Raw genomic sequence first — 13111 nt, 5'->3', positions numbered from 1 at the left:
CCGGAGGTAATGGCATGACGACCACCCAAGAAACCCACAAGCCGGGCAGCGCACCCGCAGTGGCGGCGCCCGACGCGCGCGTTCCCGCGCGGCGGCCGCTGCAGAGGCGCCAGCTGCCCAAGATCTCAGAGGTGCGCGAGCTCCTGCAGTTCCGGGCCCCCGTTCTCGACCCGGTCCGCCGGCGCCTCGAGAGTGCGCTCACCATCGAGGATCTGCGCAAGATCGGGCGCCGCACCACTCCGCGCGCGGTGTTCGACTACGTGGACGGCGCCGCCGAATTCGAGGTCACGGCCAAGCGCAACCTGGCAGCCTTCCGAGAGGTCGAGTTCGTCCCCGAGACGCTCAACTCCGTGGCCGACCCCGACCTCTCGACCGAGCTGTTCGGCGAGCGCATCGCCTTCCCCCTCGTCTTCGCACCCACGGGCTACACCCGGATGATGCACCACGAGGGCGAGGCGGCCGTGGCCAGGGTCGCCGAGCGCAACAATCTCCCGTACTCGCTCTCGACGGTGGGCACGACCACCATCGAAGAGGTGCGGGAGGCCGCCCCGAACGGGCAGAACTGGTTCCAGCTGTATCTGACCAACAACGTGGCGCTGAACGAGGAGATGGTGGGGCGCGCGCTCGACGCGGGCTGCAAGACCGTCATCCTCACGGTCGACACCGCGGTGGCCGGCGGCCGGCACAAAGACACCCGCAACGGCCTGACCATCCCGCCCTCGCTTACGGTGAAGACGTTCCTCGACATGTCCCGCTTCCCGTACTGGTGGTTCAACAAGCTCACCACGGCGCCGATCAACTTCGCGCTGCTCCGCGACTACCCGGGGACGTCGGCGGATGTCGCCGCGATGCTGTTCGACCCCGGGCTCGAGTACAACGACCTCGCGTGGCTCCGCAAGGCGTGGCCGCACAACCTCCTCGTCAAGGGCATCACGAATCCGCAGGACGCGGCCCGCGTCGTCGGAGACTTCGGTGCGGACGGCGTCGTCGTGTCGAACCATGGCGGGCGTCAGCTCGACCGGACGCCGGCCACCCTCGACGTTCTGCCTGCGGTCCGCGACGCGGTGGGCAGCGAGGCGACGCTGCTCCTCGACAGCGGGGTGCGCAACGGGCAGGACATCGTTGCCGCTCTCGCCCGTGGGGCGAATGCCGTGATGATCGGCCGGGCATACCTGTATGGCCTCATGGCCGGCGGGGAGCGCGGCGTTGAACGGGCGGTCGAGATCCTGCGGACCGAGTACCGGCGCAGCCTCCAGCTGCTCGGGCTTCGCGAGACCGCACAGATCTCCTCGCGGCACGTGCGGACGCGGGGGTAGGGGCCGCCCTTTGCTGCGAAAGCGCACGTTTGCTTCGAAGGCGCCCCTTTGCGCGCCCTCAAAGCTACGCTCTCGCAGCAAAGGTACGTCCTCGCTGCAACCGGCGTGCAGGAGCCCTAGGCCACCGCGAACAGGTGCACTACCACCTTGTCCGGGTACCGCTCGCCGGACCCGACGAACAGGGTGCGGTTCATCCAGTCCCACTCGGCCGCGGAAGTGCGAAGCCGCACGGCGCAGCGGAAGTAGATCTCCACGGGGTCAACGGCTTCGCCCGCGACCAGACGGGCCATCGCCTCCGTGCTCCCCGAGCGGAGGGCGGCGTTGTCCACTGAGATGACAGCGCCGTCCTCCGTTTCGATCGCGTAGCGAGCCTCGAGCTGCGTGAGCTCCGGCGAGTGGAGGGTCTGGAAGTCCGCTCCGCCCGAGAGGACCCGGCCCGTGAGCCGGGGGCCCGTGACCGTCCCGCCCGTGATGGGGATGATCCGCCGGTGCCCTTCGGGAGTGGGGCCGACGTCGATCGGCGCCGCGATGAGCACAGAGAGCGTCCCCACGTAGCCGAGGGCAGGGGGCAGCGGAGTGGAATCTCGAGCCATGCCTAGGACAGTACCCGCAGCGTGATCCGGCTCGGCGCGCTCGGGCCGAAATGCACTGCCTGGTGCGCCATCACAGTGTCGGACGAATCGAGGGCCTTGGCCCCTGTGTTGAGGTTGCGGTCCCATCGGGGGTGGCAGCTCGACGTGACCTGGACGCGGAGCCGGTCGCCGGTCTGGAAGGTGCACGCTGTGGCCCAGAGGCTCACGGCGAATTCCTCCACCCGGCCAGGGGTCAGCAGCCGCCGCGGCACTCCGGCGCGGAAGACGCCATCGCCCGCGCACGCGTCGCGCCACGAGGCCCGGACGATTCCGTCCGCGAGCCCCACCGAGCGGCCGTCGGGCGTCACCCGGCAGAGCCGCACCACGAAGTCGGTGTCGATGGCCGACGACGACGCAAAGAGGTGCGCTGTGACCTCACCGAAGACGGTGAGCGGCTCGGCGAGGGCTTCGCTGGTGAACGTGAGCACGTCGCCGCGCGCCTCGACCTGCCCTTGCTCGGCCGGTCCGGCGAAGTCGGCCCCGAGGTGCATGGTCGCGCCACCGGTGGTGGGGACGGGGTTGAGGGGGTCATAGTCGTACTCCACGATGCCGTCCCCGTGTGCTCCCTCCTCTAGCGTTCCGTCCGGGCCAAGGAAGAACTGGATCTTCGCGGCCGGCTCGGGCAGCTCGTCGAAGCCCCGCCACCGGTTTTCCCCCATGACGTACACGAGCGCCCGGGGCAGCTTGGGCGCATTCGGTCCGCGATCGCCGTCGAGCACGCCTCGGAACCACTCGGCATGGATCGACGAGAGATCGCCGAAGGAACCGACGGAGGCCGCCGAGCCGCCCGGGAATGCCACGTCGGGGAACAGGCCCGTGTAGTTGGTGTGGCTCCACGGCCCGAGGATGAGGTTCGGACTCGGGACTGAGGGGTCCTTCCGCGACGCCTCGAGCTGGAGCCGGTACTGGGCCAGCGTGTTCGGCAGGAAGATGTCGAACCACCCGCCGATGTTGAGGGTCGGGAGGGCAACCGGCTCGGAGGTCGGCCAGTTCCAGGCCTCGGAGATCTCGCCGCCCGGATCCGCGCCCGTGGACGGGATGATGTGCGACTGCAGGAAGGTGCTCGCCCGGGCCTTGAGGTCGTTGAGCGGGAGCGTCCCGTACGCTGACCCGTCGGCGAAGGAAGCGTCGAGCTCGCGCCAGGCGTCGAGTTCGCGGTCCAGTCGCGCCGGATCGCCGGCGAACTCGCGCCGGATCGTCTCCAGCGAGATCGAGCCGTGGCCCCAGCTCAGTCGGGAGCCGAGCTCGAATGCTCCTCCCCGGAAGAGCGCCCCATGGTCTGCGTTCCCAGCGGCGCAGACGCCGGGCGCGAGCGCGGCGAGGCCTCGGGGGTGGCGTCGCGCGGCGCGCAGCTGGGACTCGCCGAAGTACGAACGGCCCCACATTCCCACTTGGCCTGAGGAGTACGGGAGGCTCGCTGCCCACTCGACCGCCTCGGCGCCGTCGTCCGCTTCCTGGACGCTGGGCGCGAAGTCGCCGTCCGAGCCGAAGCGGCCGCGCACGTCCTGGAGGATGACCACGAAGCCGGCCGCGGCCACCGTCGCGGGGTTGAAGTAGGCCGAGTTGACGGAGAGGTCGCGCCCGTACGGGGTACGGGTCAAGAGGACGGGGAAGCGCTCGCCGTCCGCCGCGGGCCGGTAGACGGTGGACCGCAGGATCGTGCCGTCGCTGAGGGGCGTCTCGACGTCGTTTTCGATGAGGACGTTGAAGCGTTCGATGAGGACGTTGACCATCAGGCGGCCTTCCTGCCGAGGTCGTCGGTGTCCACGCGGTAGGTCTCACGGACCCAGATGAGGGTTACGAGGGCTGAGACGCCGCAGCAGACTGCGGTGAAGACGGCGACCGGGACCCAGCCGTCGGGGCCAGGTCGGACGACGGCGGCGGCGATCGTGGGCGCGAAGCCCGTCACGATGAGTCCGAGCTGGGAGGAGATGGCCGCGCCCGAGTAGCGGATGCGGGTGGGGAACATCTCCGCCACGATTGCCGGGCCGAGCGGGTTGACCATGCCGTAGCCGACCACCATGACGACGATCGAGGTGGCGAACACGAGCGGGACGTTCTTCTCCGAGATGGACCAGAAGTAGGCGAAGATGGCGACCGCGCAGATGACATTGCCGGCGATGAAGACGGGCTTGCGGCCGATCCGGTCGGCGAGGATGCCGAACAGGGGTTGGGCGATGATGCCAAGAGCCGCCGTGACGATGGTGGTGGCGAGCATGATGCTGCTCGAGACGAGGTGGCCGTTCGTCGCGTAGGAGAGGCTGAAGGCCGAGACGATCGTGGAGACTACGGCCCAGACACCGAAGAGGACGACCTTGATGATGGTGGGCCAGTAGTCGCGGAAGACCACCTTGAGGGGGAGTTCCAGCTTGGTCTCCCCGGCTTCCCGCACTTGCTCGAACACCTCGGCCTCGGGGACTCGACGCCGGATCACGAAACCGGCGGCCGCGACAATGAAGCTCGCGAGGAACGGGATGCGCCAGCCCCACGCGATCAAATCGCCCTGCGGCATGAACGAGACCAGCAGGAACGCGATCGAGGCCAGCATGATCCCGGCTGCCGCGCCGGTGTTGACCCAGCTCGCGAAGAACGCGCGGCGGCCGGACGGTGCATGTTCGAGGGAGAGTGTGACGGCGCCGACGGACTCGCCAGCGGCGGAGATTCCCTGCAGCACCCGCAGAATCACGAGGATCACGGGAGCCGCTGCTCCGATCATGGCCGTCGGCGGCAGGCAGCCGATGAGGAACGTGGCCAGGCCCATCGAGACGAGCGTGAAGACGAGCATCTGCTTGCGACCGACGCGGTCGCCGAAGTGACCGATGAACCCCGCCGCGAGCGGGCGGACCACATAGCCGATGCCGAGCGTCGCCATCGATAGGAACTGCCCCAGGAACGGGTCGATCCCGGGGAAGAAGATCTTGTTGAAGATCAGCGCGGACGCGGATCCGTAGATGAAGAAGTCGTAGTACTCGAGGGTGCTTCCGACGAAGCTCGCCGCGGCGGCCTTGCGAGCGTGGCGTCCGGAAGGGGCGGTGACAGCGGAAGCTGCCGTTTCGGGACCAGCGGTCATTGCGGATCTCCTGAATTCGGGGCGTGGTGAATGGGGGGTGATGTGGAGAGCGTGTGGGCTGCATCACTCGTAGATCTATAGTTGCGTTAAAACAAGCGAGCGTCAATAAATCTGCAAAGATTCTTCTGCTGGCAAGATGTGACTGTGCGCTATGACGGAGAAGGGCGGGCGGGTCCGGCAGCCGTCGACTTCCCTCGCCCGCAGCGAGGGGGGACGAGTCAGCATCTGCTGGTGACGCTGCTCGGCGAGTTCTGGCGGAAGACCGACCTGTGGCTCCCTGCCCGGGCGATCGTCCGCCTCGCCGAGGATGTTGGGCTGACTCGCCCCGCGGTGACGACGGCGCTCAGCCGCCTCGCCGGGCGCGGAGTCCTCGAGAACGACGGCGGGGGCCGGGCTTCGCGTTACCGCTTCACCGCCGCCGCGCGCGACCGGCTGGTCATCGGGGCAGCCCAGGTTGCCGAGTTCGGCGACCCCCTGGTCCGCTGGGACCGCCGGTGGACCGCCGTCGCCTTCTCTGTGCCGGAGTCGGAGCGCGAGATCCGGGAGGCGTTCCGCGCTCGGCTCAAGTGGCTCGGCTTCGCCCCGGTCTACGGTGCGCTCTGGTTCTCGCCGCGAGACCGGATGGCCCAGGTGCGGGAGATTGCCGAGGGGTATGGGGTGGAGGACTTCATGGCCTTCCGCGTCGAGGACGATGGGTTCGAGGGCCGCCGCCCTGTCATCATCGATACCGCAGCGCCGCCACGTCGCTACGCCGAGTTTGCGGCTGCCAACGAGGTTCGTCTCGAGCGGCTGCGGTCCGGAGCCCTCGATGCGCGGGGCGGGTTCTGCGCTCGGGTGGAAGTCATGGACGAATGGCGCTCGTTCCCTTGGGACGATCCGGGAATGCCGTACGAGCTCCTTCCTGCGGACTGGCCGCTACTCCGGGCGCGTGAGACGTTCGTCGAGGTGTACAAGGCGACGGCCCCGCTCGCCGAGGCGCACGTGCAGGCGGTTCTGGATGAGCTGGCGCCGGAGGCGCGGGCGGGTGTCGTGGTGCCGTCGGCGCCATGATTGCAGACTATACCCCCTAGGGGTATAGTCTAAGACTGCTGTCAGCGATGAACACGGTCCCGGGTTGTACACCCGCAACCGCTGATCGACCACAGCCGAACTCTCCGATCTCAAGGAAGGACGGCATTGGCGATGGACGACCACAGCCACCACGACACGCACACCGCAGAGACACATGCCGTGCACACCCACGGCGAGCACGCGGGCCATAGCGTGGAGATGTTCCGTGACAGGTTCTGGCTCACGCTCGCGCTCTCCGCCGTCGTCGTGCTCTTCAGCCCCATGTTCTGGGGACTCTTCGGCGGCGCTCCGCCGGAATTCCCCGGCAGCATGTGGATTCCGCCGGTGCTCGGCACCGTGGTGTTCGTCTACGGCGGCGCCCCGTTCCTGAAAGGCGGCCTGCGCGAACTGCGCGAGCGACAGCCCGGGATGATGCTCCTCATCGCGATGGCGATCTCGGTGGCCTTCCTGGCCTCGTGGGCGACGAGCCTGCGTCTCGGCGGGTTCGACCTCGACTTCTGGTGGGAGCTCGCGCTCCTCGTCACGATCATGCTGCTGGGCCACTGGCTCGAGATGCGAGCGCTCGGTGCGTCCCAAGGCGCCCTCGCTGCTCTCGCCGCGCTGCTTCCGGACGAGGCCGAGCGCGTCACGCCTGCGGGCACCGAGGTGGTTCCGGCGTCCCAGCTCGCACCGGGCGACCTTGTCCTCGTCCGCGCCGGCGGGCGCCTGCCTGCCGACGGACGCATCGAGGCCGGGACGGCCGAGCTGGACGAGTCGATGATCACCGGCGAGTCCAAGACCGTGAGCCGCGGGTTGGGCGAGGCGGTCGTGGCGGGGACGGTCGCCACGGACAACAGCCTGCGGGTCCGTGTCGACGCGGTCGGGGAGTCGACGGCGTTGGCCGGGATCCAGCGGATGGTCGCCGACGCGCAGGCCTCCTCGAGCCGCGCCCAGGCCCTCGCTGATCGCGCCGCGGCGTTCCTCTTCTACTTTGCCTCGCTCGCCGGAGTTCTCACCTTCGTGGCCTGGGCGCTCCTGGGAAGCCTTGACGACGCTGTCACCCGCACGGTCACTGTGCTGGTCATCGCGTGCCCGCACGCGCTCGGCCTTGCGATCCCGCTAGTCATCGCGATCTCGACCGAGCGCGCGGCCCGCGGGGGAGTGCTGGTCAAGGACCGGCTGTCACTGGAGCGTATGCGCACTGTCGACGTTGTCCTCTTCGACAAGACGGGAACCCTCACGAAGGGCGAGCCGGAGCTGGTCGGCATCGCAGCGGCGGACGGCATCTCCGACAGCGGGCTTCTGGCGCTCGCAGCAGCAGCGGAGTCGGACAGCGAGCACCCGCTCGCGCGCGCGATCGTGCGTGCCGCGGCCCAGCGCGCCATCACCGTGCCCGCCGCTGGCGATTTCGTCGCCCGGTCGGGGCGCGGGGTGGAGGCGACGGTCGACGGCGAACACGTCCAGGTCGGCGGGCCCGCCCTGCTCGCCGAAGCGTCACTGGGCCTGCCCCCGGAGCTCGCCTCCGCCGTCGACCGCTGGATCTCGCGAGGTGCGACGGTCCTCCACGTCATGGCCGCAGGGCGCATTGTGGGCGCCCTTGCGCTCGAGGACGCGGTGCGGGGGGAGTCGCGGGCCGCGGTGCGCGCGCTCCAGCGGCGCGGGGTGCGAGTCGCGATGATCACGGGCGACGCCCAACAGGTCGCGGAGGCCGTCGCGGCGGACCTCGGCATCGACGAGGTCTTCGCCCAGGTCCTGCCGCAGGACAAGGACCAGAAGGTCGCCGAGCTCCAGCGCCGGGGACTGCGGGTGGCGATGGTGGGCGACGGCGTCAACGACGCCCCTGCCTTGGCCCGCGCGGACGTCGGCATCGCGATTGGGGCTGGGACCGACGTCGCGATCGAGTCCGCCGGCGTGGTGCTCGCCGGCAACGATCCGCGGTCGGTGGTGTCCGTCGTCGAACTCTCGCGGGCGAGCTATCGGAAGATGTGGCAGAACCTCGTGTGGGCGACGGGCTACAACGTGCTCGCAGTTCCGCTCGCGGCGGGCGTGCTGGCGTTCGCCGGGGTCGTGCTCGCGCCGGCAGCCGGCGCAGTGCTCATGTCCCTCTCGACCATCGTGGTGGCGCTCAACGCGCAGCTCCTCCGTGGACTCGATCTCAGTGCCTCGCGGGTCGATTAGGTTGGTCGCTGTGCTTCGTCGTCTCCCCGCAGCCCAACGCGGAGCGCTCGCGGTGCTCGCTGTCGTGCTTTTGACGGCGGGGCTGCTGGGGATGCACGTGATGGTGGACCACGGGCACGGCGCATCGATGGCCATGGCGGGCGAGAGCTGCCACCACGACGTCGACTGCGTTCCGGCGCCTGCGGCGCCCGCTCCGGCGCCGCCCGCCGTCGTCGTCCTCTCGAGGTCTGACGCAGCACAGGCCGCCCGACGCCCCCGGTCGGTGACCGCGCCGCCAGCGCGGGCTCCCGCCCCACGCCTCATCGACCTCTCGATCAGCCGGACGTAGGGCGCTCGCTGCCCCGACTTCTTCACAGCTGATCGAGAGAAAGAACCTCAATGACCTTCCTGAAGCACGCCCCTGCCCGCCTCGCCGTCGCGTCCGGACTCGTCGCCGTCTCCCTGGGGCTCGCCGGGTGCGGCACGTCCGGCCCTGCGGGCAACACGGCGCCCATGGGCGCCAAGCCCACGGCGACGTCGTCAGCCAGCGCGAACGGCGCCGACACGATGTTCGCCCAGATGATGATTCCGCACCACGAGCAGGCGGTGGAGATGAGCGAAATGGTGCTCGCGAAGCCGGGGGTGGACCCGCGGGTGGGCGACCTCGCCCAGCAGATCAAGGCCGCCCAGGCGCCAGAGGTCGCGAGGCTCAAGGGCTGGCTGGGCGAGTGGGGCCAGCCAGCCAGCATGTCCGGCGGCCACGAGGGCCACGGCTCGGGCGGCATGATGAGCGGGATGCTGAAGGACGAGGACCTCGCCCAGCTCCGCTCGGCCGACGGTGCCGCCGCATCGAAACTGTTCCTGACCCAGATGATCGCGCATCACGAGGGCGCCGTGGAGATGGCGATGATGGAGAAGGCCTCCGGCAAGCATCCGGGCCCCGTCCAGATGGCCGCCTCGATCATTGATTCGCAAACCAAGGAGGTCGAGGCGATGAAGGGGCTGCTTGCGCAGCTCTAGCCCTCGGCGTGCACGTCCTGCCCGGGGACCAACGGGATGGCGGCGAGGGGCGCGGCGGCGACGATGAGGAACGCGAGGGGGTAGCCCAGCAGCCCCACGAGCGCGCCGACGCCGGGCCCCACGCCCGCAGCCGCGAGGAACTGTCCCGTGTTCTGCGTGCCGAGAGCCTTGCCCGACCACCGGGGGCCTGCGGCCTCGGCCACCGAGGTGAACGCCAGGCCGTTGTCGGCGACGCTCACCACCGTCGCCAGGACGAAGGCGACGGCGGCGGCTGCCTGCAGCGACATCGCGTCGGCCAGCGTGATGAGCGGCATCGTCACGAGACCCGCGACCGCCACCCAGCGCAGGAGCCTCACGCGGCTTCCGAGCCGGTCGCTCCAGACGCCGACGACGATGCGTCCCAGCGCCCCGACGAGCTGTGCCCCGCCCACGATCACGCCGGCGAGCACGCTGTCCAAGCGGACGTCGGCGATCAGCCACACGAGCCCGAAGATGGTCAGGGTGAGCTGCGGTACCACGAGCAGGATCGAAACGGCGTGGATGCGCCACAGGAAGGAGCTCGCGCGGTACGGGTTCGCGGCTCTGCCCGCGAGGTCCGCGGGGACGGCGGCCCGGGGCGGGTCCGAGATCCAGAGGCCGCAGCTGACGGCGGCAGCCGCCGTGAGCACGAGCGGCACCATGAGCGCGGGGCCGATCCCGGAGGTGTCGGCCACCGTGGGCACGGTCAGGGCGGCGATCGCGGTTCCGAGGGGCACCGCCATCTGGCGGATCCCCATGGCCAGACCACGCTGATGGCGTGGGAACCACCCCACTACGAGCCGGCCGCTCGCCGCATTGCAGCTCGCCGACGCCATTCCGCCGGCAAGGCCGAAGAGGCCGAGCGCGACGTAGCCGGGGACGACGACGGCGCCCAGCGCGGCGAGCGCGGTCAGCGCGAGACCGGCGGTGATCACCCAGCGCTCGCCGTAGCGGTCGGCGAGTGCGCCCCAGGCGATGAGGGTGAGCGCCGTGCCGACCGTGGGCGCCGAGGCGAGCAGTCCCGCCTGGGCAAGCGGCACGCCGTCCTGCTGGTGGAGCAGCGGGATGAGGAAGGCCGGGGTGTTGACGAATACGGTTCCCACGGTCTGTGCCGAGAGGCCGAGCGCGAGCATCAGCCAGGCCTTGGGTCTCGTCTTCGCCATGTGCTGCATGGTCGTATCCTGCTCCAGTGTCCACTTAGTGAGCATTTTTGTCTCACCAAGTGGACGGCTACCTGTCGCGCCTCCTGCGGCTCGCAGCGCTCCAGGCAAGGTAGCCGCTCAGTCCGCCAAGCGCCGTCAGCCCAACGCGCATGAACGGAGCCCGCCATCCCGACCGCTCCCGATCGAGGGAGACAAGCTCGCCCACCCCTCGAATGAATGCGGCCGCAATGACGCCCGCGACCACCCGGTCGCCGATCCTCTCCGCCCTGGCAAGCAGCGGCTCGAGCTCCGAAGCGCGGAGCCGGACCTCCACACCGCCCGAGTCCACGATCCGGACGAGCCCATCCACGAGATGGGGAAGGTCCTCGACGAGGTCCATCGCGCCGAGGCCGGCCTCGCGCAGGGTCTCCACGAGGGCCTGAGGAGAGTGACGCTCGAGGAACATGTCCATGACGTACGGGCGGAGCGCGGCGTTGAGCCGGAACTCCGGGTCGAGGACCCGCCCCAGGCCCTCGGCCATCACGATCATCTTCGAGATCACGGCCACCTCGCCCGGCATCTGCAGGCGGTGCGTGCGCACCACCGCGAGGAGCTGCTGCGCGAGGCGGGCCATGTCGATGTCCTGGAGGTTCGCCCGGTCGTAGAGCGCGATGAAATCGGCGACGTCGTCCGCCAAAGCCGACAGGTCGACGTCGTGCCTCGCCTGCGACATGTCGGCGAGGGTGCGCGCGAGCCGCCGCGAATCCTTCCGGCCCAGGGCGATCAGAAGGCGGCTCAGCTGGTCATGCAGCCGCTCGTCCACCTCCCCGACCATGCCGAAGTCGATGAGCGCAATCGCCCCGTCGGACTGGACGAACATGTTCCCGGGGTGCGGGTCGGCATGGAAGAAGCCGTCCTTGAAGACCATCTGCGCGAGGGCGCTTGCCGCGTTGACAGCCAGAGTCCGCCGATCGAAGCCGGCCTCGTCGAGCGCCCCGACGTCGTTGATCTTCAGCCCCTCGACCCGTTCGAGCGTGAGGACGCGGGACGTCGTCGTCTCCCAGAAGACGCGGGGGATGCGGATCCGCTTGTCGTCCACGAAGTTCGCGGCGAAGCGCTCGGCGTTGCGCCCCTCCTGCAGGTAGTCGAGCTCGGCGAGGATCGTGCGGCCGAATTGCTCCACGAGTCCCTCCACGTTGTACTCCTCGGCCGGAGCCCAGTGCCGCAGCGCATGGGAGGCGAGGTTGCGGAGGATCTCCAGGTCCTCACGGACCCGGTCGACTGCGCCCGGCTTGCGAACCTTCACCACTACCCGCGTCCCGTCCCGGAGCCGCGCGCCATGGACCTGGCCGATCGACGCGCTCGCGATGGGGTCGTCCTCGAACGCAGCGAAGACGTCGTCGGCGTCGCCGAGCTCCTCGCGGATCACGGCGCGGATCTCGTCCGAGGGCACCGGAAGCGCTGCGTCCTGCAGCTTCGCGAGCTCCGCCTGATAGGCCTCCGGGACCAGATCGGGACGCGTCGAGAGGATCTGGCCGAGCTTCATGAACGTCGGGCCGAGCTCCTCGAGGGCTCGTCGCACATGCTCGGGGCCGGCTGCCTTCGCGGCGACCAACTCTGGCAGCAGGGCTGACGGCGTCCAACGGCCCAGGCCCGTTGCGTTCAGGAGGTGCCCAAGGCCGTGGCGGGCCAGGACTTCTGCGATCTGCGCGTAGCGGGCCGTGCGCCCGTTTCCGGTTCCGAGAGCCATGGGTTACTCCGGGAGCGTTCCGGCGAGGCCATCGAGGACGGGCTGGCGGCCCAGCTCCACGTGGGCCGCCGCAAGCGACTCGGCGAGCTGGGCGCGGCCCGCGAGGATCGCGTCCTTGATCTCCTCGTGCTCGATCGTGTTGAGCTCCATCGGCCGGCTGACACCCAGGCCGAAGATCCAGCGGGTGAGCCCCTGGAGCGGGCGGAGCGACCGGGCCAGAAGCCGATGGCCGGAGACCTCCACGATTTCCGCGTGGAATTCGGTGTTCAGGTCCGACGCCCGCTCCTCGTCGCCCGCCGCGGTCGCGTCCTGGGACAGCTTCAGGAGCTCGGTGAGGCGCCCGCCGTCGCCCCCCGCCCCCACGCGCTCCGCCGCGCGGCGCGCCGCGAACGATTCGAGCAGCACCCGCAGGTCGAAGAGCTCGTCGACGTCCGTGAGCGTCAGGCTTCGGACCACCGCCCCTCGACGCGGTGCGGTGACGATGAAGCCGTCCTGCTCGAGCCGGTGCAGGGCCTCGCGGACCGGGATCCGCGAGACGTTGTGCTGGTCCGAGAGCTCCCGCTCGCGCAGGCGCTGCCCGGGCGCGAGCCGACCCGCGACGATGTCCTCGAGGATGAGCTGATAGACGTGGCTCGCGAAGGCTTCCTCGGGGGCAGCCGAAGGCGCGGGGCCTCCGTTCGGCGCAGGGGTGTCCATGACGGAGAGAATACCGCCCGGGGGCTCTCCAAGCGGGGAGCTGGTATACCCGCCGAGGTCGGGTCCCGTGCCGCCGAGGTCGGGTGGTGTGGTGCTGAGGTCGGGTGGTGTGGTGCTGAGGTCGGGTGGTGTGGTGCTGAGGTCGGGTGGTGTGGTGTTGAGGTCGGGTGGTGTGGTGTTGAGGTCGGGTGGTGTGGTGTTGAGGTCGGGTGGTGTGGTGTTGAGGTCGGGTGGAGTGGTGCTGAGGTCGGGTGGTGTGG

The 13111-nt window shown here is 69.8% G+C and carries 11 protein-coding genes; 5 read left to right on the top strand and 6 right to left on the bottom strand.

Translation table 11 applies throughout. The features are described from left to right. The first annotated feature begins 14 nt into the window (after positions 1 to 14). Complete coding sequence (locus ACTHL9_RS15835; protein ID WP_440520244.1) at positions 15 to 1316, top strand: alpha-hydroxy acid oxidase; 1302 nt, start codon at positions 15 to 17, stop codon at positions 1314 to 1316. Positions 1317 to 1432: 116 nt separating this feature from the next. On the opposite strand, the gene ACTHL9_RS15830 is transcribed toward ACTHL9_RS15835, so the two are convergent. Genes ACTHL9_RS15830 through ACTHL9_RS15820 form a run of 3 tightly spaced genes read right to left on the bottom strand, consistent with a single transcriptional unit; the run spans position 1433 to position 5018 of the window. Continuing rightward, entirely contained in the window at positions 1433 to 1909 is a 477-nt protein-coding gene (locus tag ACTHL9_RS15830) for a DUF3237 domain-containing protein (RefSeq protein ID WP_440520243.1), read from the bottom strand. A 2-nt stretch (positions 1910 to 1911) separates the two neighbouring features. After that, positions 1912 to 3681 carry a CocE/NonD family hydrolase gene (locus ACTHL9_RS15825; protein WP_440520242.1) on the bottom strand — a complete coding sequence of 590 codons (1770 nt, stop codon included), beginning with the start codon at positions 3679 to 3681 and terminating at the stop codon, positions 1912 to 1914. After that, complete coding sequence (locus tag ACTHL9_RS15820) at positions 3681 to 5018, bottom strand: MFS transporter (protein ID WP_440520241.1); 1338 nt, start codon at positions 5016 to 5018, stop codon at positions 3681 to 3683. Before ACTHL9_RS15820 ends, ACTHL9_RS15825 begins: the two co-directional genes overlap by 1 nt. Before the next feature lie 231 nt (positions 5019 to 5249). Between ACTHL9_RS15820 and ACTHL9_RS15815 the strand changes: the two genes are divergently transcribed. The 4 genes from ACTHL9_RS15815 (at position 5250) to ACTHL9_RS15800 (ending at position 9245) form a co-directional block, all read left to right on the top strand. Then, positions 5250 to 6068, top strand: a complete 819-nt coding sequence (locus tag ACTHL9_RS15815) for a PaaX family transcriptional regulator (protein WP_440520240.1) — start codon at positions 5250 to 5252, stop codon at positions 6066 to 6068. Positions 6069 to 6200: 132 nt separating this feature from the next. Continuing rightward, positions 6201 to 8246 (top strand): heavy metal translocating P-type ATPase, encoded by a 2046-nt coding sequence (locus tag ACTHL9_RS15810; RefSeq protein WP_440520239.1) that lies wholly within the window; start codon positions 6201 to 6203, stop codon positions 8244 to 8246. Between the two features lie 10 nt (positions 8247 to 8256). Beyond that, entirely contained in the window at positions 8257 to 8574 is a 318-nt protein-coding gene (locus ACTHL9_RS15805; protein WP_440520238.1) for a hypothetical protein, read from the top strand. Positions 8575 to 8624: 50 nt separating this feature from the next. Further along, complete coding sequence (locus ACTHL9_RS15800) at positions 8625 to 9245, top strand: DUF305 domain-containing protein (protein WP_440520237.1); 621 nt, start codon at positions 8625 to 8627, stop codon at positions 9243 to 9245. Here ACTHL9_RS15800 and ACTHL9_RS15795 read toward each other — a convergent pair. The 3 genes from ACTHL9_RS15795 to ACTHL9_RS15785 form a co-directional block, all read right to left on the bottom strand. Further along, complete coding sequence (locus tag ACTHL9_RS15795) at positions 9242 to 10426, bottom strand: MFS transporter (protein WP_440520236.1); 1185 nt, start codon at positions 10424 to 10426, stop codon at positions 9242 to 9244. The two genes, ACTHL9_RS15800 and ACTHL9_RS15795, sit on opposite strands and share 4 nt — an antisense overlap. A 67-nt stretch (positions 10427 to 10493) precedes the next feature. Next, positions 10494 to 12155, bottom strand: coding sequence for an ABC1 kinase family protein (locus ACTHL9_RS15790; RefSeq protein ID WP_440520235.1), 1662 nt, complete (start codon positions 12153 to 12155; stop codon positions 10494 to 10496). Positions 12156 to 12158: 3 nt separating this feature from the next. After that, a partial coding sequence (locus ACTHL9_RS15785; protein ID WP_440520234.1) for an FCD domain-containing protein occupies positions 12159 to 13111 on the bottom strand: 953 nt, incomplete at its 5' end.

It is taken from the genome of Sinomonas sp. (genome assembly GCF_051955515.1).
Lineage (GTDB): Bacteria > Actinomycetota > Actinomycetes > Actinomycetales > Micrococcaceae > Sinomonas.
The sequence above is the reverse complement of the archived record's forward strand: the minus strand, read 5'-3'. Positions and strand labels throughout refer to the sequence as shown.

Coding starts and splice junctions, on each gene's coding strand:
- ACTHL9_RS15830 (WP_440520243.1), bottom strand. CDS start 1,909: ATGGCTCGAGATTCCACTCCGCTGCCCCCTGCCCTCGGCTACGTGGGG.
- ACTHL9_RS15800 (WP_440520237.1), top strand. CDS start 8,625: ATGACCTTCCTGAAGCACGCCCCTGCCCGCCTCGCCGTCGCGTCCGGA.
- ACTHL9_RS15810 (WP_440520239.1), top strand. CDS start 6,201: ATGGACGACCACAGCCACCACGACACGCACACCGCAGAGACACATGCC.
- ACTHL9_RS15835 (WP_440520244.1), top strand. CDS start 15: ATGACGACCACCCAAGAAACCCACAAGCCGGGCAGCGCACCCGCAGTG.
- ACTHL9_RS15825 (WP_440520242.1), bottom strand. CDS start 3,681: ATGGTCAACGTCCTCATCGAACGCTTCAACGTCCTCATCGAAAACGAC.
- ACTHL9_RS15790 (WP_440520235.1), bottom strand. CDS start 12,155: ATGGCTCTCGGAACCGGAAACGGGCGCACGGCCCGCTACGCGCAGATC.
- ACTHL9_RS15795 (WP_440520236.1), bottom strand. CDS start 10,426: ATGGCGAAGACGAGACCCAAGGCCTGGCTGATGCTCGCGCTCGGCCTC.
- ACTHL9_RS15820 (WP_440520241.1), bottom strand. CDS start 5,018: ATGACCGCTGGTCCCGAAACGGCAGCTTCCGCTGTCACCGCCCCTTCC.